General features: G+C 61.7%; 24 protein-coding genes and 1 pseudogene. 9 read left to right on the forward strand and 16 right to left on the reverse strand.

Features of this window, described 5'->3' with window-relative positions; translation table 11 throughout:
- Positions 1–107: 107 nt before the first annotated feature.
- From J2045_RS22315 to J2045_RS22325, 3 genes and pseudogenes are all read right to left on the reverse strand, one after another.
- Entirely contained in the window at positions 108–1313 is a 1206-nt protein-coding gene (locus J2045_RS22315) for an OpgC family protein (protein WP_307377407.1), read from the reverse strand.
- Positions 1314–1506: 193 nt separating this feature from the next.
- A pseudogene (locus tag J2045_RS22320) lies at positions 1507–1844 on the reverse strand (calcium:proton antiporter); the annotation flags it as partial.
- Positions 1844–1969 carry a hypothetical protein gene (locus J2045_RS22325; RefSeq protein WP_307377409.1) on the reverse strand — a complete coding sequence of 42 codons (126 nt, stop codon included), beginning with the start codon at positions 1967–1969 and terminating at the stop codon, positions 1844–1846. The pseudogene J2045_RS22320 and the gene J2045_RS22325, both read right to left, overlap by 1 nt.
- A gap of 131 nt (positions 1970–2100) precedes the next feature.
- Between J2045_RS22325 and J2045_RS22330 the strand changes: the two genes are divergently transcribed.
- Positions 2101–2370, forward strand: a complete 270-nt coding sequence (locus J2045_RS22330; RefSeq protein WP_307377412.1) for a DUF2188 domain-containing protein — start codon at positions 2101–2103, stop codon at positions 2368–2370.
- 46 nt (positions 2371–2416) lie between these two features.
- Here the strand turns inward: J2045_RS22330 and J2045_RS22335 are convergent, their stop codons facing one another.
- The gene (locus J2045_RS22335) at positions 2417–2911 is read right to left on the reverse strand and encodes a LysR substrate-binding domain-containing protein (protein ID WP_307377416.1); all 495 of its coding nucleotides are present in this window, start codon (positions 2909–2911) and stop codon (positions 2417–2419) included.
- Between J2045_RS22335 and J2045_RS22340 the strand changes: the two genes are divergently transcribed.
- Positions 2910–3281, forward strand: coding sequence for a Rossmann-fold NAD(P)-binding domain-containing protein (locus J2045_RS22340; RefSeq protein WP_307377419.1), 372 nt, complete (start codon positions 2910–2912; stop codon positions 3279–3281). The two genes, J2045_RS22335 and J2045_RS22340, sit on opposite strands and share 2 nt — an antisense overlap.
- 66 nt (positions 3282–3347) lie before the next feature.
- Entirely contained in the window at positions 3348–3581 is a 234-nt protein-coding gene (locus J2045_RS22345; protein WP_307377422.1) for a hypothetical protein, read from the forward strand.
- A gap of 55 nt (positions 3582–3636) precedes the next feature.
- Here J2045_RS22345 and J2045_RS22350 read toward each other — a convergent pair whose 3' ends face one another.
- From J2045_RS22350 to trxB, 4 genes are all read right to left on the reverse strand, one after another.
- Positions 3637–4737 (reverse strand): alkene reductase, encoded by a 1101-nt coding sequence (locus tag J2045_RS22350; RefSeq protein ID WP_307377424.1) that lies wholly within the window; start codon positions 4735–4737, stop codon positions 3637–3639.
- A gap of 60 nt (positions 4738–4797) precedes the next feature.
- On the reverse strand, positions 4798–5091 hold the full coding sequence (locus tag J2045_RS22355; protein ID WP_307377427.1) for an ArsR/SmtB family transcription factor: 294 nt from the start codon (positions 5089–5091) through the stop codon (positions 4798–4800).
- A gap of 360 nt (positions 5092–5451) precedes the next feature.
- Positions 5452–6348: a LysR family transcriptional regulator VtlR gene (locus J2045_RS22360; RefSeq protein ID WP_166602684.1), complete on the reverse strand. Its 897-nt coding sequence runs from the start codon at positions 6346–6348 to the stop codon at positions 5452–5454.
- 20 nt (positions 6349–6368) lie between these two features.
- Positions 6369–7346 (reverse strand): thioredoxin-disulfide reductase, encoded by a 978-nt coding sequence (trxB, locus tag J2045_RS22365; protein WP_166602683.1) that lies wholly within the window; start codon positions 7344–7346, stop codon positions 6369–6371.
- Positions 7347–7579: 233 nt separating this feature from the next.
- On the opposite strand from trxB, the gene J2045_RS22370 reads away from it, so the two are divergent.
- Both J2045_RS22370 and J2045_RS22375 read left to right on the forward strand, forming a co-directional pair.
- Positions 7580–8047 (forward strand): Lrp/AsnC family transcriptional regulator, encoded by a 468-nt coding sequence (locus J2045_RS22370; RefSeq protein WP_166602682.1) that lies wholly within the window; start codon positions 7580–7582, stop codon positions 8045–8047.
- A gap of 171 nt (positions 8048–8218) precedes the next feature.
- Positions 8219–8839, forward strand: a complete 621-nt coding sequence (locus tag J2045_RS22375) for a hypothetical protein (protein WP_307377432.1) — start codon at positions 8219–8221, stop codon at positions 8837–8839.
- Here J2045_RS22375 and J2045_RS22380 read toward each other — a convergent pair.
- The 3 genes from J2045_RS22380 to greA all read right to left on the reverse strand — a co-directional run bounded on the left by J2045_RS22380 (position 8793) and on the right by greA (position 11245).
- A complete protein-coding gene (locus J2045_RS22380) occupies positions 8793–9623 on the reverse strand; it encodes a glycosyltransferase family 25 protein (RefSeq protein ID WP_307377435.1) in 831 nt (276 codons plus the stop codon). The genes J2045_RS22375 and J2045_RS22380 overlap by 47 nt on opposite strands.
- A 61-nt stretch (positions 9624–9684) precedes the next feature.
- A complete protein-coding gene (locus tag J2045_RS22385; protein WP_307377437.1) occupies positions 9685–10746 on the reverse strand; it encodes a glycosyltransferase family 4 protein in 1062 nt (353 codons plus the stop codon).
- A gap of 22 nt (positions 10747–10768) precedes the next feature.
- On the reverse strand, positions 10769–11245 hold the full coding sequence (greA, locus tag J2045_RS22390; RefSeq protein WP_166602679.1) for a transcription elongation factor GreA: 477 nt from the start codon (positions 11243–11245) through the stop codon (positions 10769–10771).
- Between the two features lie 266 nt (positions 11246–11511).
- Between greA and J2045_RS22395 the strand changes: the two genes are divergently transcribed.
- Positions 11512–12741 carry a putative DNA modification/repair radical SAM protein gene (locus J2045_RS22395; protein WP_307377440.1) on the forward strand — a complete coding sequence of 410 codons (1230 nt, stop codon included), beginning with the start codon at positions 11512–11514 and terminating at the stop codon, positions 12739–12741.
- Entirely contained in the window at positions 12741–14201 is a 1461-nt protein-coding gene (locus tag J2045_RS22400) for a UdgX family uracil-DNA binding protein (protein ID WP_307377443.1), read from the forward strand. The genes J2045_RS22395 and J2045_RS22400 overlap by 1 nt, the downstream gene beginning before the upstream one ends.
- An 8-nt stretch (positions 14202–14209) precedes the next feature.
- On the opposite strand, the gene J2045_RS22405 is transcribed toward J2045_RS22400, so the two are convergent.
- Positions 14210–15754, reverse strand: a complete 1545-nt coding sequence (locus J2045_RS22405) for an MFS transporter (RefSeq protein ID WP_307377446.1) — start codon at positions 15752–15754, stop codon at positions 14210–14212.
- Positions 15755–16027: 273 nt separating this feature from the next.
- Between J2045_RS22405 and J2045_RS22410 the strand changes: the two genes are divergently transcribed.
- Positions 16028–16885 (forward strand): DMT family transporter, encoded by an 858-nt coding sequence (locus tag J2045_RS22410; RefSeq protein WP_307377448.1) that lies wholly within the window; start codon positions 16028–16030, stop codon positions 16883–16885.
- An 18-nt stretch (positions 16886–16903) separates the two neighbouring features.
- On the opposite strand, the gene J2045_RS22415 is transcribed toward J2045_RS22410, so the two are convergent.
- The 4 genes from J2045_RS22415 to carB all read right to left on the reverse strand — a co-directional run bounded on the left by J2045_RS22415 (position 16904) and on the right by carB (position 22067).
- Entirely contained in the window at positions 16904–17383 is a 480-nt protein-coding gene (locus J2045_RS22415) for an SRPBCC domain-containing protein (protein ID WP_307377449.1), read from the reverse strand.
- 1 nt (position 17384) lies between these two features.
- Positions 17385–17825 (reverse strand): SRPBCC domain-containing protein, encoded by a 441-nt coding sequence (locus tag J2045_RS22420; RefSeq protein ID WP_307377451.1) that lies wholly within the window; start codon positions 17823–17825, stop codon positions 17385–17387.
- Positions 17822–18175, reverse strand: a complete 354-nt coding sequence (locus J2045_RS22425) for an ArsR/SmtB family transcription factor (RefSeq protein ID WP_307377453.1) — start codon at positions 18173–18175, stop codon at positions 17822–17824. The genes J2045_RS22420 and J2045_RS22425 overlap by 4 nt, the downstream gene beginning before the upstream one ends.
- Before the next feature lie 409 nt (positions 18176–18584).
- Positions 18585–22067 (reverse strand): carbamoyl-phosphate synthase large subunit, encoded by a 3483-nt coding sequence (gene carB, locus J2045_RS22430; protein WP_307377455.1) that lies wholly within the window; start codon positions 22065–22067, stop codon positions 18585–18587.
- Between the two features lie 254 nt (positions 22068–22321).
- On the opposite strand from carB, the gene J2045_RS22435 reads away from it, so the two are divergent.
- Positions 22322–23038, forward strand: coding sequence for a DUF1868 domain-containing protein (locus J2045_RS22435; RefSeq protein WP_307377458.1), 717 nt, complete (start codon positions 22322–22324; stop codon positions 23036–23038).
- Positions 23039–23171: the final 133 nt, after the last annotated feature.

Consider the following 23171-nt stretch of genomic DNA (forward strand, 5'->3'; position numbering starts at 1 on the left):
TCGGACGAGCCGCTTTCGCGTTGTTCCTTGCCGGCACAAGGGAGCCGCAGAGACCAGCGATCAAGTCTTTGACTTTGCAGTCCGGGTCCACTCTCGGTTTGCTCAAACTACGCCGGCGTCCTGATCCGGCTGCCGACATAAGGTGCGTTGGCGAAGATCTTTTCGCGTTCCCGCCAGACTGCCGGTATCGCGAGAACGGCAAGGGCTGCGATCGTGATGATCGTCTTGGTCAACTGTGACAATTCCGGCGTGCGGGCGTCCAGATAGGAGATCATGTAGACGATCAGCACGTGCCAGACATAGATCTGCAGCGAGTGGCGGCCCAAAAGTTGCAGAAAGCTCAGCGTGAACAGGCTTGTGAGCGCTACGGCGATCTTCCGGATGACTGGGCTCTCGTGGCGCGGGCCGGCGATCAGCAGCCAGGCGAGGCCATAGGCGACGGCTGCGAAATTGATCAGATAGACCGGGCCGAAGTCGGCGCGCACTTCCATCAGGCCGAATTTTTCGAGGACGAAGCCCGGCAAGAAGCCGTGGGCGGTCGCGATGCGCAGCGGCAGGAAAAAGACGGCGATCGCCAGGGCGGTCCAGGCGAGGGTTGTCCGCCTGGGGTCGAAGATCTTTCGCCACTCGATCTTCTTCATCGAGGTCAGCGTGCCCCCGATGATGCCCGCGAAAAAGACGATCTGCCAGCCGAGCAGATTGAACGATACGCGCAGTCCTTCCTTGTCCTGAGCGCCGGCGAGCCAGGTGTCGATCGGATAAGTGACAATGCGGTGCAGGCCGAGCTGGGCGGCGAGCCAGACGAGCAGGGAGCCGATGGCGACCCCGAGCCAATGGCCGCGCAGGCAGAGCCAGATGACCACGGGCGCAAAGGTCATGTAGGCGATGTATTGCGGCAGGATGTCCATGAAGGTCGGCTGGACCAGGAAGGTCGCGACCGGGGCGAGAGAACTGGGGTGAAGCAGGTTCGCATCGCCCAGCCAGTTCTTCCAGGCCTCGACCGCACCCGGCAGCACAAGCTGCAGCATGAGGACGACCAAGGCGACAGCCAGGGCATAACGGTAAAGCTCAAGCGCGCGGGACCAGATGTGATCCCGCCCGGCGGCATAGCCGTCCTTCATCATCTTGCGACTATAGACCATGCCGGTCAGGAGGCCAGACAGGAAGACGAAGCCCTGAGCGTCCTCGACGAAGGCGAGGTTTCGGTGGTTGATCTCGACGAGCCAGAGGCCCCCGGTGAACATCAGGTGGTTGATCAGCATGAAGACGAGGAAATAGCCCCGCATGCCGTCGATCACGTCCAATCTCTTCACGTGCGACTCCCGAGTTTGCCCCCCGGGTGACCCGCTGTGGCGATCATCAACCGCATCTTGTTGACAATGCGGCGGAAGGCCCTTCAAGGGCACGATCCTTGCGGAGGGAACGGCAGTTCCCTCCGCAAGTTCCGAGATAAAGCGGGGACGGATCCGGGCCTTGATGCAGCAGGCGGATTGTGAGCGCGGCGGCTCAGAGGCCGAGGAAGGCGAGCATGATGAAGGTGGCGAAGAGGACGAAGTGGGTCATGCCTTCGATGGCATTGGTCTCGCCATCGTTAAGGTTGATGGCGGCTGCGACCAGGGTGATGGCGACCATCGTGGTCTGGACCGGGGTCATGGCCATGACGAAGGGCTGCCCGCAGAGCGGTGAGGATCTCCGGAGCGGCGGCTATGCCGGCGACAAGGATGGTCGTGAAGGCGATGGGGCGCCGCACCTTCGAGACCCGCATCCATCAGGACGGACATGACCTCTGCGAGGATTTTCGCATAGTGGGCAACACGCATCGAGCCGACGACGATGGCCGCGATCAGGGCCGCCGCGCCGAGAAGCGATGCACACGGCCCGCTTCCAGAACGGCATATTCGAGCACCAGGGCCAGCATGGCCGCGACGATCGGGAAAAGAAGTCGTCTTTCCTGCCTGATGCGTGACACCGCTTTGCTTCGTCCCTTGGCCCAGGTCTGAAACCGCATGAGCCCAGTTTCGGTTCCCATCCTCGAGAAGCGGCGATTTGCGCCTTCGGTGTTTTGATGGAATACTCCCCTCAGTCCAGGAGGAGAAGGCCATGGTGAAGATCATCTACGAGATCGTTCCTCATGATGGCGGGTGGGCCTATCGGCTCGGCGGCGCCTATTCGGAGGCGTTTCCGACCCATGATCAGGCCCTGGAAGCCGCACGTATCGTCATGCAGGAGCAGCAGGTCGGCGACGAGCCGGTGACGATCAGCTATCAGGATGAGAGCGGACGCTGGCGCGAGGAGTATAGTGACGGCGGCGACCGGCCGGAGGTGGAGATTGTCGACACCTTTGCCGACGAGGGGCGTCCTCAGGCCTGAGGGTGTGTGTCCGTCTGAGTCTTTTCAGGCGCTTGCGGCCAACACTTCACAGGGTGATTCCGCTTTCTGCCGCCGGGGCAGCCAATATTCGCGGGAACCGGATCCACGCGTCGATGCCTGCGGCCAGGGCGTCGAAGGTCGCGCGAAAGCGTGGCACGGTCTTCAGGTTTTCATGCATGACCACGAAGGTTTCGAGGGCGATGTCCAGCGTTCCCGGCAGCACTTCAACAAGGTCCGGTTCGCGGGCGGCGATCGCGTGCTGGCACATGCCGATGCCGAGACCCGCGCGGATCGCGGCCAGCTGCACGAGGTTGCTGTCGGCGCGGAAGTCGAAGGCGATGCCGACGAGATCCGGTCGCTCTTTCAGGATGTCTCTGATGTAGGCGAGCTGCCGGTCGAAGCCGATCAGGCGGTGGTCCGGCAGCTCGTTGAGAGCCTTTGGCACGCCGTAACGCTCCAGGTAACGCCGGTGGGCGTGAAAGCCGAGCGAGAGCTTGCCGATGCGCCGGCTGAGCAGGGCGGCCTGTTTGGGCTTGATCATGCGGCTCCTCGACCGTGCGGATGAACTGCCGCGCTTCGCCCGGTTTCACATGGATGGCACTGAGATGGTGGCAGCGATCGGCCGTGCCGTGGGCAGACCCCGGATCTTCGCCATCTGCTTTCCCTGGCGTCTGGCGGGGCTTGCACGGCCCTTCGTGCCGCTGATCCGGGAACTGCATGAGATGCGGTATCTCTGGCGCAAGGCAATCCGCCTCGACAATCGGCATCTGATCGAATTTCTCGGCGAAGAGCCACGGACGCCGATTGATGCTGCGGTCAAGGCGACGCTTCGCAGCCTCGGCTGCCTGCCGCAGGCCGAAGCGACGTCGGTGCGCGAACCGATGTTGCCGATTGCGGGAGGTGGACAATGAGGGGTGAAGTGGTCGCGGGGCAGATGTCGTCGCTTGTCTTCAAGGGGCTGGGAGTTGCATGCGACGATGGGCGGCGTGCTCGGCGTGCCTGTCATCGGGCTATTTCTTATGTCCCTGTCGCGGGGCTTACAAATCTACCGCCGGATCACCGGCCTGTTGTTCGCCGTCTATCTGCTGCAGGGGGCGCTGGCTGCCCTGGGTGGGATGATGCCGATCCTCGGAGCGCTGCACCCTGTCAACGGGCTGATGATGGCCCTGATTGCTGTCACATTGATGGGACGACTGGTGCGACAGAATTGAGGGCTATTGAACCAGATCCGGGGCACCCGGCAGGACCGGGTGCCCCTCTTTGTCGTCAGGCGAGTGCCGGATAGGTCGTGTATCCTTCCGCGCCGCCGCCATAGAGCGTGGCAGGTTCCAGCGGGTTGAGGGGCGCATCTTCCTTCAGGCGGCGGACGAGGTCCGGATTGGCAATGAAGGGGCGCCCGAAGGCGACGAGGTCGGCATAACCGCTCTCGACGGCTTCGATCGCGGATGCGCGGTCATAGCCGTTGTTGGCGATCCAGGCGCCCTTACCGCCGGCATTGCGATAGGCAGCCTTGAGGGCCATCCAGTCAAACGGCAGGATGTCGCGCGGGCCGCCGGTCGCGCCTTCGATGACATGTACGAATGCGAGGTCGAACGTTGCGAGCGCTTCGACCAGAGCGGTGTAGACCGCCTTTGGATCCGTGTCGGAGACATCGTTGGCCGGGGTGGTGGGCGAGATGCGGATGCCGGTCTTGTCGGCGCCGATCTCCTTTGTCACGGCCTCGACAACCTCAAGCGTCAGGCGAATGCGGTTCTCGATCGAACCGCCGTATTCATCGCTGCGCTGGTTGCTGTTCGAACGCATGAACTGCTCAAGCAGATAGCCATTGGCTGCATGGATCTCCACGCCATCGAAGCCGCCCTCAACAGCCGCGCGGGCTGCCTTGCGGTAGTCCTCGATGATGCCGGCCAGTTCGCCCGTTTCCAGCGCGCGGGGCTCTGAAGTCTCGACAAAGGCGCCGCTGCCGTCAGTATTGAGGACATAGGTCTTGGACTTGGCTGCGATCGCGGATGGCGCGACGGGCGCGCCGCCATCCGGCTGCAGGCTCGTGTGCGAGATGCGGCCGACATGCCAGATCTGGGTGACGATCTTGCCACCGGCGGCGTGAACGGCGTCCGTCACCTTCTTCCAGCCTTCGATTGCCGCGGGCTTGTAGAGGCCGGGCACATCTGCATAGCCCTGCGCCTGATGGGTGATGGCCGTGCCTTCGCTGATGATCAGACCGGCTGTTGCGCGCTGGCGGTAGTACTCGACGTTCAGATCATTCGGTACCGCGCCCGGTGAGCGATTGCGCGTCAACGGCGCCATGGCGATACGGTTGGCGACGGGAATGTTGCCGACGGATGTCGGTTCAAAAAGCTTGGACATATGACCTCTCGGGAGTTTCCGGCGACTGGAGGTTATCGCCGGCATTGCCGATGTGGGGCATCAAAGCTTACTGTTCAAGGACTTGAGGAGCTCAACGATCGTATCTTCGTTGCGACGGTACAGAACGCGTTGACCAACACGTTTGGAGCTGATCAGGCCGGCGCGCTGAAGCGTGGCGAGGTGCGCCGATACGGCGGATTGCGAGAGACCGGAGCGCTCGAACTGTCCCGCACTGATTCCGTCGATCGCCTCCTCGTCCGGAACACCGAAATACTCCATCGGATTTTTCAGCCAGATCAGCATTTCCATCCGTGCCGGGTGTGCCAGCGCCTTCATCGCGTCCTCCAGGAACATGTCCCCTCCGTTATCAGCAGCATTCATGGACGGTTGATCTCTGCCATCGGGCGCAATCACGCCACGGCGTCAATTCCGCCAGACTCTGAAACGTGATGGTGGGCTGCAATGTTCCATGAAAAAAAGACAAAAAAAGAGGGCCACCGGAAAACCAGGGCCCTTTGAATTGTGAAGGTCAAAAACCTCCAGAGGGGAACAGCTGCTGCGGTGGAACTGGGAGGAAAAAGCCACCATGTGCATCAGCTGTGTGCGATATGGTGGTTTTTTGTGCAGTGAACAATGCTTTTTTATGCATGTCAGGCATGCATGAGTTGCAGGTCTGTGTGCGCAACCAACAAAAAAGCAGGCCGATGGCTGCCTTTAGAAGTTCCAGTTGCGCGCCTTGGCGACGATGAAGTCCCTGAAAGCCTTGAGCTTTGCGGCGTTCTTGATCTCGTCCGGATAGCAGAAATAGGTGTCGAAGGAGGGAACGTCTGCGCTCGTGACCAGCTGCAGCAGGCCTGGATCGCGGCCGACAATATAGTCCGGCAGCATGGCGATGCCGATGCCGAGCAGGCAGGCGCGCTTGATCGAGGTGAGACTGTTGATCTGCAGATGCGGCAGGCGCGGGTTGTCGGAGGAGCGACCGGCGACTTCCAGCCAGTTGACGTCAAGCAGGTAATTGGGGGCGGGTTCGCCGAAGGTGATGATCTTGTGGTTGTCGAGATCCTCTATCGACTGCGGCTCGCCGTAGCGATTGATGTAGGAGGGCGCTGCGTAGACATGCATGTGCACGGTGAACAGCTTGCGCTGGATGAGGTCCGACTGCTGCGGCTGGCGCAGGCGGATGGCGCAGTCGGCATGGCGCATGTTCACGTCCAGCTCCTCGTTGTCGAGGATCAGCTGGATCGACATGTCGGGGTAAAGCTGCAGGAACTCCTGGACCTTGTCGGTCAACCAGCCCTGGCCGAGGCCGACGGTGGTGGTGACGCGGAGCTTGCCGCTGGGCTTCTCCGTCGTCTCGGTCAGCTGCATCTTGACCGTCTGCAGCTTTAGCAGCACGTCATGGGCCGTGCGATAGAGAAGTTCGCCCTGTTCGGTGAGGATCAGGCCGCGGGCATGGCGGTGAAAGAGCTTAACGCCGATGTCCTGCTCCAGCGACGAAACCTGGCGGCTGATCGCCGACTGGGACAGATGCAGCTTGTCGGCGGCATGGGTGAAGGACCCGGCTTCTGCAGCCGCATGAAAAATGCGCAGTTTGTCCCAGTCCAGCGGCATGCCGCCCCCTCTCATGACGGTTATTCCGCCGCTTGTTGTGTCTCGACAGGCAATGCCGAAAGGAAGCGTTCGGCCTCGAGTGCGGCCATGCATCCCATGCCGGCGGCGGTGATGGCCTGGCGATAGACGTCGTCGGTCACGTCACCGGCGGCAAAGATGCCGGGTACATCGGTCGCGGTCGAATCCGGCGCAGTCCAGAGATAGCCGTTGGACTTGAGCTTCAGCTTACCCTTGAAGAGCTCGACGGCCGGCGCATGGCCGATGGCGACAAACACGCCGTCGATGGGCATGTCGGTGACGGCCCCGGTCAGCTCATCCTTGAGCTTCACCCCCGAGACGGACGGCGGCATCGGCGGCTTGGCGGGTGTGCCGGTGATTTCATCGACAGTGGTGTTCCAGAGGACGCGGATGTTTTCCTTGGCGAAGAGGCGTTCCTGCAGGATCTTTTCCGAGCGGAAGCTGTCGCGGCGATGGACGACGGTAACCGACTTGCAGATATGCGAGAGGTAGAGCGCTTCCTCGACAGCCGAATTTCCGCCGCCAACGACGATGACGTCCTTGTTGCGGTAGAAGAAGCCGTCACAGGTGGCGCAGGCAGAGACGCCGAAGCCCTGGAAGTGCTGTTCGCTCTCGATGCCGAGCCACTTGGCCTTGGCGCCGGTGCAGATGATCAGGGTGTCTGATGTCCAGACCTGGCCGCTGTCGGTCGAAACAGTGAACGGACGGCGGCTGGTGTCGACCTCGGTGACGAGGTCGCTGACAATTTCGGTGCCGACATGTTCAGCCTGTTTCAGCATCTGTTCCATCAGCCAGGGACCCTGGATCGGATCTGCGAAGCCCGGATAATTCTCCACGTCGGTGGTGATCATCAGCTGGCCACCCTGTTCCATGCCGGCGATGAGAACGGGCTTCAGCATGGCGCGGGCCGCATAGATGGCGGCGGTGTAGCCGGCAGGGCCGGAGCCGATGATCAGCACCTTGGTGTGGCGGGCAGTCATGTCGCTTCCTTTCAACGCGCGGGGCTTGTCGATCGGGGCCTTGAGATGCGGCTCTTCCGATCATGCGCAACTGACATCCATTTAGGATCGAAGCGGAACGCAATTCAAGGCTGGGGCCCGCATTAGCAACAGGGCTTTGCCGTTCCGCGCAATAATTGTGCGCAGACGCGGCGGATTCTTGCGAATTCCGGTGGTTGGAGTAGATAACGGACACATCTCGAAAAGGAGCGACCGTGCTCAAGGTAGAACTCGACGCCATCGATCTGCGCATTCTCAAGGAATTGCAGCGGGACGGGCGGATGACCAATGTGGAACTTTCCGAACGCGTCGGCATTTCGGCGCCGCCCTGCCTGCGACGGGTGCGCAAGCTCGAGGAGGCGGGTGTGATCGAGAGTTATCACGCCGTGTTGAACGGGAGCCGGCTGGGCTATGATCTCGTCGCCTTCTGCATGGTCGGCCTCAAACACCAGTCGGAGGCCAATCTCAAGGCCTTTGCCGCGGCCACCGACAGCTGGCCGATCGTGCGCCAGGCCTGGATGGTGAATGGTGACAGCGATTTCCTGCTGCATTGCGTGGCGGAGAACCTGACGCGCTTTCAGGACTTCGTCATCGAGGTTCTGACGGCGAACGAGCACGTGGACACGGTGCGGACCATGCTGACGATCCGGCAGGTGAAGAAGCTAGGTTTGGTGGAGATCTAAGCCGGGCGTGGACGAGAAACCCTGAAATCAGCTGATGCAGACAAGGTGACGACTGTGGCGCGAAAAAAGACGGCGTTCGAGCGTTTTTTCTCTCTGAACTGGCATCGAAAACGCCTGGGTGGCGCCAAGCATATTCAATCCGTCGCTGATTTTGCCGCGATGAAGATGTCCTTGATCGATGGTGATGCTCCGATGCAGACACGCGGCTCGGCGAAGTCGCTCGACGCGCATCTGGAGAACCTCAGGCGGGAGTTTGCGGGCCAGCCGGAATTGCTCTGGCATCATGCAAAACTGATCGTTCTCCTGCGCCGCGGGGTCGAGACCGACAAGGTGCTCGCCCAGTTCGAGGACCTGTGGGAGCAGGAGGGCGCGTTCCTCGCCGGAGCGCTCAATCTGCGCTGGCTGGTCTCGGCCACGGATACATTTGCCGATCATTCACGGGATGCGGAGACCAGGACACTTGCGACCCTGGTGTCTCTGCTGGTCAACACCATCAAAATCTATGAGACCGAGAGGGTGCTTGCAGATGGGGCGCCTTCGCCGCTTTCGCCGGCGAAGATAGAGCGCGTTCAGGACGAGCTCGTGCCGCTGTTTTCAGGGCTCTCCTGTTTCACCGTCGGAACAGACGACACCTTGCGCAACATGCGCTGGCGCCTCGATCCGTTGATGGAAAAGGGGCCCGTCGGGCTCATCCTGAAGACCGTTTTTGACCGTCTGCAGGTGGAGGACACGGCCTATGCGCGGCTCAAGGCGCAGCATCACCGCGAGCGGACGGGGTGGTGGTCGGAGTGATTGCCGGCAGCCGCTGAAGGTGGCTGAAATCCTCGGGGTGGACCGAAAGCAGGACACGTTCGGCGCGGTTCCAGACCTGCAGTTGACGCAGTCCCATCCTGGCCTGCGCTGCCAATCGCCGAACGCGCTGACGCCATGTCCCTTTCTTCCGCGCGACCGCTCCCGGCGTGATGGAGGAGTTTGTCTGTAGGGGGACTTCTATCCGTTCTGCTAAGGCTCTGTCGCTCTGAAAGGCGAGGGGCGGGACTGCCTGGAATGCCTCAAGGCTGTAACAGGCGCAGATCACGGCGTCCGCCAGGCCGCAGCTGGTCTCGGTCGCAGCCAGGAGCTTGCGCGCACCGCTGGGCCAGAGGATGTAGGCGGCCGCTCCGGATCGATCCTGGTAGAGCCTTCTCAACGGCAGATCGTCCGCAGGCATCCGGGAGAGAAGTTTCTTGCGACCCCTTGTCTCCAGGGTGATGAAGTCGATGTCGTCTGTGCCCTCGATACGGGCGAGCAATGCAGGCAGCGTCTGCGAGAGAATGACGTCATCCTCCAGGATCAGTACAGGCTCGCCCTCATCCACCACGGCTTGCCAAGCTTGCTGATGGCTCAGCAGGCAGGCACGTTCGGCCCGGCCGAGCGGACGTTCCCAGGTGTCCCAGTAGGGAAGATCCGCAGTTTCATCCGCGCTTTTGTCAAACGCTGGCAGGCGATCAAAGGCAATACCGAGATGCGACAGCTGCAGATGCTGGAAAGCCAGCCGCTCCGTCGCCGCTTCGAGATTGATCACCAATGCCTTCATCGTCTTCTCATTCCGAGGTGAGGGGCTGCTTTTCGTGGCGCTGCTTGCGGGGATGGACCCGTCAGGCTGCGCCCCTTCGATAGAGCATGCCCAGAGAGTTGGCTTCGCCCTCAAGAGCAAACTGTGCAGTCGTATGTTCCCGGGCCGTCATTGCATGATCCTGGAGGGTCTGCACGTCATCCATCAGCGCTCCTGCCGCCACGACCATGCGGGGCAGATCGTTCGCCGGAATCAACGTTCCTGTCGCGCCCTCGACAATCAGTTCCGAAAACGCCCCCACATCCGTCGCGACGACAGGCACGGCGGTGGCCATGGCCTCCAGTGGGGTCAGCCCAAAGCCCTCCCAGCGCTGTGGGGCGACGAAGAGGTCGAGGGTGCGGTACCAGTCGGCAATGTTCTTGTGCTCGCCGACAAAGAGGATGCGGTCATCAAGGCCTGCCTGTTTGACCCTCGTCTTCAGTTCGTTCTCGAAGTTGATATGTTTGGCAGTCGCGCGGCCGGCGATGATGGCGGACCAGCCAGGGTGCGACGGCAAGAGTTCGATCATCGCGTCGACGAAGAGGTCGGTGCCCTTTTGATGCCGGATGCGGCCGAAGCAACCGATGTAACTGAGGTTAGGATCGAGGCCGCAGGCGTTCTTGGCTTGCGCCTTGTCTTCGGCTGGTCGAAAGATCTCGCAGTCAATGCCGTGCATCACGACGGTATTGGGGACTTCTAGATAGCCGGCAGTCTTGGTGCTTGTCGCGATCACAGCATCCATCTGGCGAATCAGGAGTTTGGTCCAGCCGGAATGCTTGCGCTGCGAAGCGGAGGTGAAGACGAGCTTCAGCGGCATGCGCAGGATGTCGCGCAGGATGATGCCCGGCAACATCTCGATGTTGCGGCGGGCGTGCCAGACGCGATGCCTTGCCCCTTGCGGCGCACGCCAGAGCTTCCAGAGATCGCGGAAACGCAAATGGGGCAGGTGTGGCGGAAGGCCGGGGCCCAGAACCGCGACCTTCTGGCCGAGCCGGTTCTGGACCGGAACAAGCTGGATGATCGTCGAAGTGACGCCGGAGAGACGCTGCTTAAAGTTCGGTGCGATCACGTGGACCCCATCCGGGTCCACGTAGGTTCTCGTCATCGACATCAGCGGGACCGGTCCATTAGCCCCACTTGACCGCGAGGATCTCGTAGGCCTTGGAGCCGCCGGGGGCGACGACTTCGATATTGTCGCCGACTTCCTTGCCGATCAGGGCACGGGCGATCGGGGAAGAGATCGAGATGCGGCCGGCCTTTACGTCGGCTTCCTGGTCGCCGACGATCTGGTAGGTCTTTTCTTCCTCGGTGTCTTCGTCAATGAGCTTGACGGTGGCGCCGAACTTGATCTTGGAGCCGGACATCTTCGAGAGATCGATGACCTCTGCGCGGGCGATCAGATCCTCGAGTTCGCCAACGCGACCCTCATTGTGGCTCTGGGCTTCCTTGGCTGCGTGATATTCCGCATTTTCGGAAAGGTCGCCATGGGCGCGCGCTTCGGCGATCGCCTCGATGATGCGCGGACGCTCCTCCTGCTGACGCCAGCGCAGCTCTTCGTTGAGCTTGTCAAAGCCGTTCTGCGTCATCGGTACCTTGTCTACCATTTCCTCTTCCTTCGTCTTCATGGCCGCGACGGCGGGCACAAAAGAAAACAGGTTCCGAAGCGAAGCTGCGGAACCAGTCACAAATCAGGTTGAAACGACTATAACAGAATGGTCAGCGCAATTTCCAGAGTTTTCGGCAAATGCATGAAAGTGACCGCAAATGCGCTGAAAAACTCTTTTGAAACAGTGGGATTGGTGCGGCGGAGACGGAATGCCGCAGCGTGGTTTGTTGACGTCGATCATTGGAACGTATAGTGAACATTCTCATGAGGAAGTCACTCAAAGAACGTCTCGCCATTCTCTCCGATGCCGCCAAGTACGACGCCTCCTGTGCGTCCAGCGGGACAACGAAACGCGACTCCTCGGCCTCTGGAGGACTGGGCTCCACAGAGGGATCGGGCATCTGTCATGCCTATGCGCCTGACGGGCGCTGCATCTCGCTGCTGAAGATCCTGCTCACCAATTTCTGCATCTACGACTGTGCCTATTGCATCAATCGTTCGTCGAGCAATGTGGAGCGGGCGCGTTTCACGCCTGATGAAGTGGTGTGGCTGACGATCGAGTTCTATCGACGCAATTATATCGAGGGCCTGTTCCTGTCGTCGGGCATCATCCGGTCCTCTGATGACACGATGGCGGAGATGGTCAAGGTTGCGCGGGATCTGCGGACGAAGCATGATTTCCGCGGCTACATCCACCTGAAGACGATCCCGGAGGCATCCGGCCATCTGGTCGAGGAAGCAGGGCGTTACGCCGACCGCCTGTCGATCAACATCGAGCTTCCGACAGATCAGGGGCTCGAGCGTTATGCGCCAGAGAAGCGGCCGATCAACATCCGTCGATCCATGGCTGATCTGCGTCTCAAGATCGACGAGGCGCGCGAGCCAACGCTTTCCGGTCGGCGCAAGACGTTCGTGCCCGGTGGGCAGAGCACGCAGATGATCGTCGGCGCCGATGGCGCCAGTGACGCGACGATCCTCGGATCCAGTGCGCGGCTCTACAGCAGCTATGGACTGAAGCGTGTCTACTACTCGGCTTTCAGCCCGATTCCCGACAGTTCGCGCAGCCTGCCGCTGATCAAGCCGCCCCTGATGCGCGAGCATCGCCTCTATCAGGCAGACTGGCTCTATCGCTTCTACGGCTTTTCGATCGATGAGATCGCGTCGATCGGGGAGGGCGGGATGCTCGACCTTGAACTGGATCCGAAGCTTGCCTGGGCGCTTGCGAACCGCGACCGCTTCCCGGTGGACGTCAACACGGCGGATCGCGAGACACTGCTTCGGGTACCCGGCTTTGGCACGAAGACGGTCAATTCACTGCTTTCGGCACGTCGCCATCGGCGCGTTCGGCTGGAGGATCTTTCGTCGCTCGGTGTCTCGCTGAAAAAGGTACGGTCCTTTATCGCTGCGGAGGGCTGGTCACCTCATCGAAGTCTGGACCGGTCGGATCTCCGGGCGGTGTTTGCGCCGCCGGCCGAACAGCTCACGCTCTTCTGATGCGGACCGTGACGCTGGAAGGGCGGGGTGACTGCGGTGAGTGGCGCGATGCCGCGCGGTCTTTGCTGGCCGATGCTGTGGAACCGCAGGCGGTACGCTGGCAGCTTTCTGGGCAGGGGGACGATCTATTTGGCGCCGCGTTCGACGAAAAGCAGGATCAAGCGGCGCGCTCCAACATTGTCGTCCCTAAGGCGTTCATAGAGGCGGCGGAGGTGGCGCTATGCCATTCCGATCCGGATCGTTTCGCGCTTCTCTATCGCATCCTCTGGCGGCTACAGACGGAGCGCAGCCTGTTGCAGGTGACCTCCGACACCGACGTCGTGCAGTTGACGCGGTTGATCAAGAATGTCCGGCGCGACAGCCACAAGATGAAGGCCTTCGTGCGGTTTCGGGAGGTCGAGGCGGTGCAGGCGGGGCGAAGGCGTTTCGTCGCCTGGTTCGAGCCGGAGCATTTCATCGTCACGCGCACAGCCAGCTTCTTTCAGAGACGTTTCACCGACATGGACTGGCTGATTGCGACGCCGAAGGGCTCGGCCGCGTGGAATGGGCAGGTGCTGAAGACCTCGCAAGAGCCGGCAGTCCGGCCCGTTGCCGAAGACGAGACGGATGAACTTTGGCGGACTTATTTTGCCAATATCTTCAACCCTGCGCGCGTGAAGATCTGGGCGATGCAGTCGGAGATGCCGAAGAAATACTGGCGGAACATGCCGGAGGCCTCGCTCATCCCGGACCTGATCGCCGGTGCCGAACGGCGGGTGGCGGAAATGGCGGCGCGCGAGGCGAGCCAGCCGCCCGCCTTTCACGAACGGCTGCAGGCGCAGTGGCGCGGGCGGGAGGAGGAAGGCTCCTCGATCGATCAGCCGCCGCTTGAACGGCTCCGACGGGAGGCGGCTGACTGCACGCGCTGTCCGCTCCATTGCCATGCGACGCAGACGGTGTTCGGCGAGGGACCTGTTGATGCCGAGATCATATTCGTCGGCGAGCAGCCGGGCGATACCGAGGATCTCGCGGGGCGGCCATTTATCGGCCCGGCGGGTCAGGTCTTCGACGAGGCTGTTGCCGCTGCGGGGATCGACCGATCGCAGGTTTATGTCACCAATGCGGTCAAGCATTTCAAATATGAACGGCGCGGCAAGCGGCGCATTCACATGCGTCCGGATGCCGGCGAGGTGGCGCATTGCCGCTGGTGGGTGTCAAAGGAGATCGAGATCATCCGGCCGCGCATCGTCGTGGCGCTGGGGGCAACCGCCTATCTGTCGCTAACGGGCAAAAGCCGTCCGATCGCCGAGGTGCGTGGCATGCCGATCCCCATGCAGGACAACCGCATGCTGCTCGTCACGACCCATCCCTCCGCCATTCTGCGGATGCCGGACGAGGATCTCAAGGCGCGCAGTCTCGCGGCGTTCCGCTCGGACATGCTGGGCGTGAAGCGATTGCAGGAAACGCTGCCGGCGATGTGACGACACCGTCAATGGCCACCGATTCGGCTTTCGTCCAGTTCTGTGCGCGCATAGACCCTCGCGGCAATGGCCGCGAGTAGCAGGAGCGTTCCGGTTGCCAGGGCGCAGCAGAGCGCGAAGCCACCGGCATAGCTGTCTCGTGCCAGATCCAGCCATGGAGCGGCTTCATTGCCGGTGCTGCGGGCGACCTCGAGCGCCGTTCCGAGTGCCGAGGTGACGGAACCCCGATCTGCGGATGAAAGGCCGGACAGGTCCGCATCCTGCATGCCGAAGCGGTAAAACACGGTCCCGAGGCTGCCGAGCACGGCGACACCGAGCGCACCGCCGAACTCTGCGCTGGTTTCAGAAATGGCGGACGCCGAGCCGGCGCGCTCCGGCGGTGCCGTGCCGACGATCAGGCCCGTGGTCGTGAGGATGACAGGGACGAAGCCAAGGCCCATGACCATGCTGGCGCCGAGCACGCCGACGAGGCTGGAATGGTAGGCGGCGATCGACATCAGCCCCGTGCCCAGCGCATTGACCATCAGACCCAGCAGGACGGTACGGACCGGCCCCAACCGGTTTGTCACGCGCCAGGCCTGGAAGGACATGACGGTGAAGACCAGCGATGAGGGGATGGACCAGAGGGCGGCCTCAAGTGGTGTGAGCCCGATCACGAGCTGCAGGAAGAGGTTCTGGAAGAGGAATATGCCGAAGATGAAGAACACGCCTGCGAGATTGACCATAAGCGAGGCGGTGAAGGCCGGTATCCTGAATAGGGCAAGGTCGATCATCGGGTGCTCCAGCACCTTTTGACGCTGCACGAAGACCACGCCAATGGCGATGCCGAAAACGACCGGCAGGAGTTGCAAGGGCTCGAAGCCTTCGGCGGCCATCTTCTTGAAGCCGTAGACAATTGGCAGGACGGCGAGGAGCGAGAGGGCGACGCTCAGAAGGTCGAGGCGACCAGCATTGTCGTCCTTGTATTCCGGCAGGAGGAAGGGCGCGCTTGCCAAGAGGGCCGCCATGATCGGCACGTTGATGAGAAAGACCGAGCCCCAATGGAAATACTGGAGGAGCACGCCGCCGATCAGCGGGCCGATCAACCCGCCAAGGGCAAAGGCTGTGCCCCAGATGCTGATCGCACGATTGCGCTCGCTCTCATCGCGGAAGAGATTGACGACGAGCGAAAGGGTGGAGGGTGCAATGGTGGCGCCTGCAATGCCGAGCAGGGCGCGGGCGACGATCAGCATCGACGCGGTGTTGGCAAAGGCCGCGAAGATCGAGGCGGCCCCGAAGAAGAAGGCGCCGATCAACAGCACCTTGCGCCGGCCGATGCGGTCCCCCAGCGTGCCCATGGTCACGAGAAAGCCGGCGACCATGAAGCCGTAGATGTCGTTGATCCACAGGAGCTGGGTGGCCGATGGATCGAGGTCGGCCACGATCGCCGGCATGGCGAGGAACAGGACCGAGAGGTCCATCGAATAAATGAGGCAGGCGATGGACAGGATCAGCAGGCCGACCCATTCCCGGCGGGTCGCCTTTTCGGCGCCACCTTCAACAATCATGGACATGAGGCAATCTTTCAATTCAAGCGGTGGAAGAGTGCCTTAACGGACAACCATCGGCAAACCTCAAATATTGATGGGATGGATCATGCCAGATGATCGGTCGAGGCGCGGCGGTGTCGAACCTTTCCGGGGATCAGGACGTCTCTTGTCGATGACAGCCGCGCGCCCTTCCAACGTTTTCACCCTGTCGGCTTGTCAAGCCGGGGAGGGTCGCGTTTAACACGGGTTCGATCCTGCGCATCTGGTGAGACCACAGCAGGAATTGGGGGGCGCTGTTTGCAATCGACAATCGTTCTGACCGCTGTGGCCATGCTTGCCTTCGCTGCCAACTCGCTCTTGGCACGCGAGGCATTGGGCACGGTTTCGATCGAGGCGGCAGGATATACGGCCGTCAGGATCATCTCGGGGGCGGTTGTCCTTTATGGTCTGATGCGCCGCGGGCTGACTGTGTCGCGCGGAACGGGACCAGCCTTGCCTGGAGACTGGTGGGCCGCCACGGCGCTTTTCGTCTATGCCATCGCGTTTTCCGCCGCTTACCTGTCCCTTGGGGCCGCAACGGGTGCGTTGATCCTGTTTTCCTCGGTGCAGGCGAGCATGGTGACCTTCGGGCTGGTCAGGGGAGACCGCCCGAGCGTGCAGGAAATCATCGGCTTTGCGATCGCCTTTGCCGCTTTCGTCTATCTGATCCTGCCCGGCGTCGGGCGGCCTGATCCGGTCGGTTGCATGCTGATGATCGCGTCCGGCGTCGCCTGGGCGGTCTACACGCTGCGCGGGCGCGGGTCGCGTGATCCAATCGGCCAGACGGCGGGCAATTTTGTTCGCGCCTCAGCCTTTTGTCTGCCGCTTGCTGTTTTCGCCTACTTCAACGAGACCACATCCACGACGGGTGCTCTTCTGGCGCTCGCCTCCGGTGTCATCGCTTCTGGGCTCGGCTACGCGATCTGGTACACGGCGCTGCGGGGTCTCACGACCTTTCAGGCTGCCTTGATCCAGCTTTCGGTGCCCGTTATCGCCGCGTTTGGCGCGATCCTCTTCCTGAGCGAGCAGTTGACGCTGCATTTCGTCGTTGCGGGCGCCTGCGTCATCGGCGGGATCGCTCTCGCCATTCTGGCAAAGCAGCAGCGGCAGGCCTGAGCCTCCGCTCGCCGTCCTTCACGTGCCCTGAGCCGAGGCGTGGAGCGCCGTGACATGAGCGTCCAGACGGGCGAGCGTCTGCTGGCCGCCTTCCACGGCACCGAACTCGAAGGTCGCATCGCGTGCCTCCCGTGTCGCAAAGATGAGGGTGAGGATGACGCGGGTCCGTTCGCCTTCATCGCGAAGAGTAATGACACCTTCGAAATGCGCAGGTTCTCCCATCTCGCCACCGTGTTGATACGCGATGCGATTGGGTGGCGAGATGTCCTGGTAGCGGATCCAGTTTGGCCAGTCCTTGCCGTCGGGACCATGCATGGTGTAGCGCCAGAGCCCACCCACTGAGAAATCCATCTCGTGGGTTTCGTTCCGGAAACCATCCGGTCCCCACCAGGCGTCGAGATTGCGGGCATCGGAGAACATCTCGAAGACAAGGCCGATGGGCGCGCCGACCAGGCGCTCGACCTCAAGGATTCTGGCAGGATCCAGCTCAACTGCCATATCACTGGTTTCCTTCTTGAAGGACCTGTTCAAGGCGATCGAGATTCTGTTCGTTGGCTGCTCGAATGAACTTTTGGAGCTCGCGGTTTTCCTCCGTCGGCTCGAAGAGCATACGCCATTGCAGTCGCGTGCCCGGTTCCGCTTCCTCGAAGGTCATCTCCAGTGTGAAGACATGCATCGGTTCGTGATGAAGGGCGACCACACGTCTTGGAGCCTCGATCTCGTGAAAGGTCCAGCGGTTGGCGAAATCGGTGCCGTCGGAGGATGTCATGGTGACGCGCCAGTCGCCGCCGACGCGGAAGTCGAATGCGTCGATGCGATTGGTGAAGCCGTGTGGTCCCCACCAGAGCGCAAGCGTTGAGGGATCGGCGATTGCGTTGAACACGGCGGTCGGCTCCGCGGTCAGAACACGCTCATTCAGGATTTCCAGCTGGTCGGTCATTTCTCGTCGTCCTTCACGTCTTTGCGTTCATTCTGGAGCGCAGCCAGATAGTCTTCCAGGCGATCCAGCCTCTGCTCCCAGAGCTTGCGGTAATTGCCCAGCCATCCATCGACGGCTTGCAAGGGGGCAGGTTCGATGCGGCAGGGACGCCATTGGGCGCTGCGTCCCCTCGAGATGAGTTTTGCGCGTTCCAGCACTTTCAGATGCTTGGACACCGCGGGCAGGCTCATCGCGAAGGGTTCCGCCAATTCGTTGACCGTGGCCTCGCCTGTCGAGAGGCGCGCGAGGATGGCGCGACGCGTCGGGTCGGCCAGTGCGGCCAGCGTCAGGGATAGCGGGTCGTTGCTCATGATTATCCAAATGGTTAAATAACTACTTGGTTTAATAATGGCGAAGACGTTGGGAGTCAAGCGCGAGCGGGGAGGCCGGGCTTTGCCCGAAACAACCGAGCTTGCCTCTGCCTATCCGAGCGAGTTTCTTCCGATCAGTCGAAAAATTGCAAAAATGCCGCGATGATCGTTGCGCCACCGATCGGGGCAATGAACAACAGCAGGATGTTGAAGCCGATGATGGCCATCAGTGTCTTCTGCTGACGCGGTGTCAGGGAAGGGCGCCCCGGTTCTCCTGGCGGATCCGGTGGCGGTGTGTAGTTCTTGAGGTCAAGAAACATGACGGTGGACCTGTCTCGGCTGCCTGCGAGGAGGAGTTATCCTTCCTTACATAGGCAGCGGAGACAGATTTCCACCGTGAGTCAGCCGTTCAGAAATAGCTCTGCAGCGGGCGAACCTCGAGCTGTCCACTCTTCAGCGCACGGATGGCTTCGGCAGCGGCGAGCGCACCGGCCATGGTTGTGTAGTAGGGGACTTTCTGCATCAGGGCCGCACGGCGCAGCGACTTCGAGTCCGAGATCGCCTTGTTGCCGTCCGTCGTGTTGATGACCAGCTGGACCTGACGGTTGCGGATGGCGTCCTCGATATGCGGACGGCCTTCGAGCACCTTGTTGATCTTGATCGCCGGGATGCCGTTTTCGGCGAGGAAGCGCTGGGTGCCGCCGGTGGCCAGAACCTTGAAGCCGATCTGGGTCAGGATCAGGATTGCCGGCAGGACGCGGGCCTTGTCTTCGTCACGCACGGAGACGAAGACGGTTCCGTCGCGCGGCAGCTCGACGGATGCGCCGAGCTGGCTCTTGGCGAAGGCCAGCGCAAAATCGGTGTCGAGGCCGATGACTTCACCCGTCGAGCGCATTTCCGGTCCGAGCAGCGTATCAACGCCCGGGAAGCGGGCAAACGGGAAGACGGCTTCCTTGACCGCGATGTGCTTGAGGTTGCGCGGGTCCGGCTTCTTGCCATAGGCAGCAATTGCATCATCGAGCTTTTCGCCGGTCATGATGCGGGCGGCGATCTTGGCGATCGGAGCACCGATGGTCTTGGCCACGAAGGGAACCGTGCGCGAGGCGCGCGGATTTACCTCAAGTACGTAGATGGTGCCGTCCTTGATGGCGTACTGGACATTCATCAGGCCGCCGACGTTCAAGGCCTTGGCCATCGCTGTCGTCTGGCGCTCCAGTTCGTCCAGGAGCTCCGGCGAGAAGGAGCGCGAGGGGAGCGAGCAGGCGCTATCACCCGAGTGGATGCCGGCTTCCTCGATATGCTCCATGATGCCGGAGACGAAGACATTCTCGCCGTCGCAGAGGGCGTCCACGTCGACTTCAATCGCGTTGGTCAGGTAGCTGTCGAAAAGCAGCGGGTTCTTGCCGAGCAGGGTGTTGATCTGGCCGGTCTTGTCGTTCGGGTAGCGCTGCTTGATATCCTCGGGCACGAGACCAGGGACCGTGTCGAGCAGGTAGGACTGCAGCATCGATTCCGAATGGATGATCTGCATGGCGCGACCGCCGAGCACGTAGGACGGGCGCACGACCAGCGGGAAGCCGATTTCGGTGGCAACGAGCCGGGCCTGCTCGACCGAATAGGCAATGCCGTTGTTCGGCTGGTTGAGGTCGAGCTTCATCAGGAGCTTCTGGAAGCGGTCACGATCTTCGGCGAGATCGATCATATCAGGTGCCGTGCCGAGGATCGGGATGCCGTTCTTTTCCAGCGCTTCGGCGAGCTTCAGCGGGGTCTGGCCACCGAACTGCACGATGACGCCGACGACTTCGCCCTTTTCCTGCTCGGCGCGCAGGATTTCGATCACGTCTTCGGCGGTCAGCGGCTCGAAATAGAGGCGATCAGAGGTGTCGTAGTCGGTCGACACCGTTTCCGGGTTGCAGTTGATCATGATCGCTTCAAAGCCGGCATCCTTCAGCGCGAAGGCGGCATGGCAGCAGCAATAGTCGAACTCGATGCCCTGGCCGATACGGTTCGGACCGCCGCCGAGGATGACGACCTTCTTGCGGTCGGAGACTTCCGCTTCGGAGCGCAGCGCGCCGACGAAGGGGGTCTCATAGGACGAGTACATATAGGCGGTCGGCGAGGCGAATTCGGCAGCGCAGGTGTCGATGCGCTTGAAGACCGGACGTACGTTCAGGCCGTTGCGCAGCTCGGCCACTTCCTTCGGGCGCTTGCCGGAGAGCGAGGCAAGGCGGGCGTCAGAGAAGCCCATGGCCTTCAGCGTCCGCAGGTTTTCGGCATCCTGAGGCAGGCCATGCTCGCGGACACGGGCTTCCATGTCGATGATCGCCTTGAACTGGGCGATGAACCACGGATCGATCTTGCAGCCTTCATGCACTTCTTCGGCCGACATGCCGAGGCGCAGTGCCTGGGCGACCATGCGCAGACGGTCGGGCGTCGGGGTGCCGATGGCAGCCCGGATGGCGTTCCTGTCGTCGCCCTGGCCAAGGCCGGGGATTTCGATTTCGTCGAGGCCGGTAAGGCCGGTTTCCAGGCCACGCAGTGCCTTCTGCAGGGATTCGGCGAAGGTGCGGCCGATTGCCATGACTTCACCGACCGACTTCATGGCGGTGGTCAGCGTCGGCTCGGCGCCGGGGAACTTCTCGAAGGCAAAGCGCGGGATCTTGGTGACGACGTAGTCGATCGACGGCTCGAAGGAGGCGGGCGTGGCACCTCCGGTGATGTCGTTTTCGAGTTCGTCGAGCGTGTAGCCGATGGCGAGCTTGGCGGCGATCTTGGCGATCGGGAAGCCGGTTGCCTTCGAGGCGAGCGCGGACGAGCGCGAGACGCGCGGGTTCATTTCGATGACGACCAGACGCCCATCGGCCGGGTTGACGGCGAACTGCACGTTCGAGCCGCCGGTCTCAACGCCGATCTCGCGCAGAACCGCGATCGAGGCGTTGCGCATGATCTGGTATTCCTTGTCCGTCAGCGTCAGCGCCGGCGCAACCGTGATCGAGTCGCCGGTGTGGACGCCCATCGGATCGATGTTCTCGATCGAGCAGACGATGATGCAGTTGTCCGCCTTGTCGCGGACGACCTCCATTTCATACTCTTTCCAGCCGAGCACCGATTCTTCGATCAGGACTTCGGTGGTGGGGGATGCGTCGAGGCCGGAATTGATGATCTCGTAGAATTCCGAGCGGTTGTAGGCAATGCCGCCGCCGGTGCCGCCCATGGTGAAGGACGGCCGGATGATGGCGGGCAGGCCGACGACGTCGAGCGCCTGGGCGGCAATCGCCATGGCGTGCGCCATGTACCGCTGCTTGCGGTCGGTCTCGCCGAGGTTCCATTGGTTTTCGAGTTCGTCGAGGGCCTTGTCGAGGTCCGATCCCGAGAGCTTCGCCTTCAGTTCGTTGCGGGCGGCTTCATGCGTCTTGCGGTCGGCGTCCTTGATCTCGGTCGCGTTGGCGAGCATCGACTTCGGCGTTTCCAGCCCGATGCGGGTCATGGCTTCGCGGAAGAGGGCGCGGTCTTCGGCCATGTCGATTGCCGCGGGCTTGGCGCCGATCATCTCGACATTGTAGCGGTCTAGCACGCCCATGCGCTTCAACGAGAGCGCGGTGTTCAGCGCCGTCTGGCCGCCCATGGTGGGGAGCAGCGCGTCCGGGCGCTCCTTGGCGATGATCTTGGCAACAACCTCAGGCGTGATCGGCTCGACATAGGTTGCGTCGGCGAGGCCCGGGTCGGTCATGATGGTGGCCGGGTTGGAATTGACCAGGATGACCCGGTAACCCTCTTCCTTCAGCGCCTTGACGGCCTGCGTGCCGGAATAGTCGAATTCGCATGCCTGGCCGATGACAATCGGCCCCGCGCCGATGATGAGGATGGACTTGATGTCTTGGCGCTTGGGCATGGATCTATCCGTTCTTTGACCTGCGCGAAAAACCGGCCTGGGTGAGGGAGGTCACCGGCCGGGCGCAGAGAGATGGTCTTTTCAGGCTAGAAGCGGCTTATAGGGAAATGTTTGACCGGAAGGAACCCCATATTTGCACCGTCCGACAGGAAAGTTGGGGAGGGAATAAGCCGGGTTCGAAGGGTAGCGATTGTCACAGGAGGTTCGCAGACCGGGACTACTGGAACCGGACGCTTCGCAAGGAACCCTTGGCCATGACTTTCGGTCTTCCCACTCATCTGAATTTCGCCTCGCATGCCCTCAACCCCGGGCCGATCCCACATCTGGGGACACGCTACAACAGCACCGGCACGTTCCTTCGCGAACGGGGCAACACTGTTGTCTGTCACCTTGCCGATGGCTCAGCGACATCGGAGGTTCTCCTTGATCTGCGCGAGCGCTATCTGCGCATGCCCGGTGCCGGCAAACTGGCGTTCACGGCTGCCTCCAGTCTGCATATGACGCTGTTTCAGGGGATTATCGAGACGCGGCGAGCGCTGCCTTATTGGCCTTCCGACGTGCCGGTTGAGACGCCCGTCGACGACATGACAGGGATCTTCATGGACAGGCTGGCGGGCTTCCCGCCTGGCGAGGCGTTTGCGGTGGAGGTCACCCAGGCAACACCGATCGGGTTGACGCTTGACGGTGTGACGGAACGCGACCGCGCCATCCTCAAGGACTGGCGTTACCGATTGGCCGACCTGCTTGGCTACCGGCATCCGGATCACGACAGCTATGTCTTTCACATCACCTTCGCCTACATGATCGAGCGATTCGACGATGCCACCCTGGCCGTCTGGGTTCCTTTTCTCGACGAGATGTCTCGCGAGATTGCCCGCCGGGCGCCGATCATCGAGCTGCGGGCGCCGGCCTTCTGTGCCTTCGACGATATGAACCATTTCGAAGAGTTGATGGTCTTCGACCCCAGTTGAGTGCGCCTGGAACGGAAAATGGCGGGCAATGCCCGCCATCAGACCGCTGACAAACCCGCCGATTTTTCCTCGGCGGGTTTTCCAGTTTCTAAGGTGCGCGCTCAGGTGGTGTTTTGTTCGTAGATTTTCGTGG

Origin of the sequence: Peteryoungia aggregata LMG 23059 (assembly GCF_030814435.1) — a bacterium.
GTDB classification, from domain to species: Bacteria; Pseudomonadota; Alphaproteobacteria; order Rhizobiales; family Rhizobiaceae; genus Allorhizobium; species Allorhizobium aggregatum.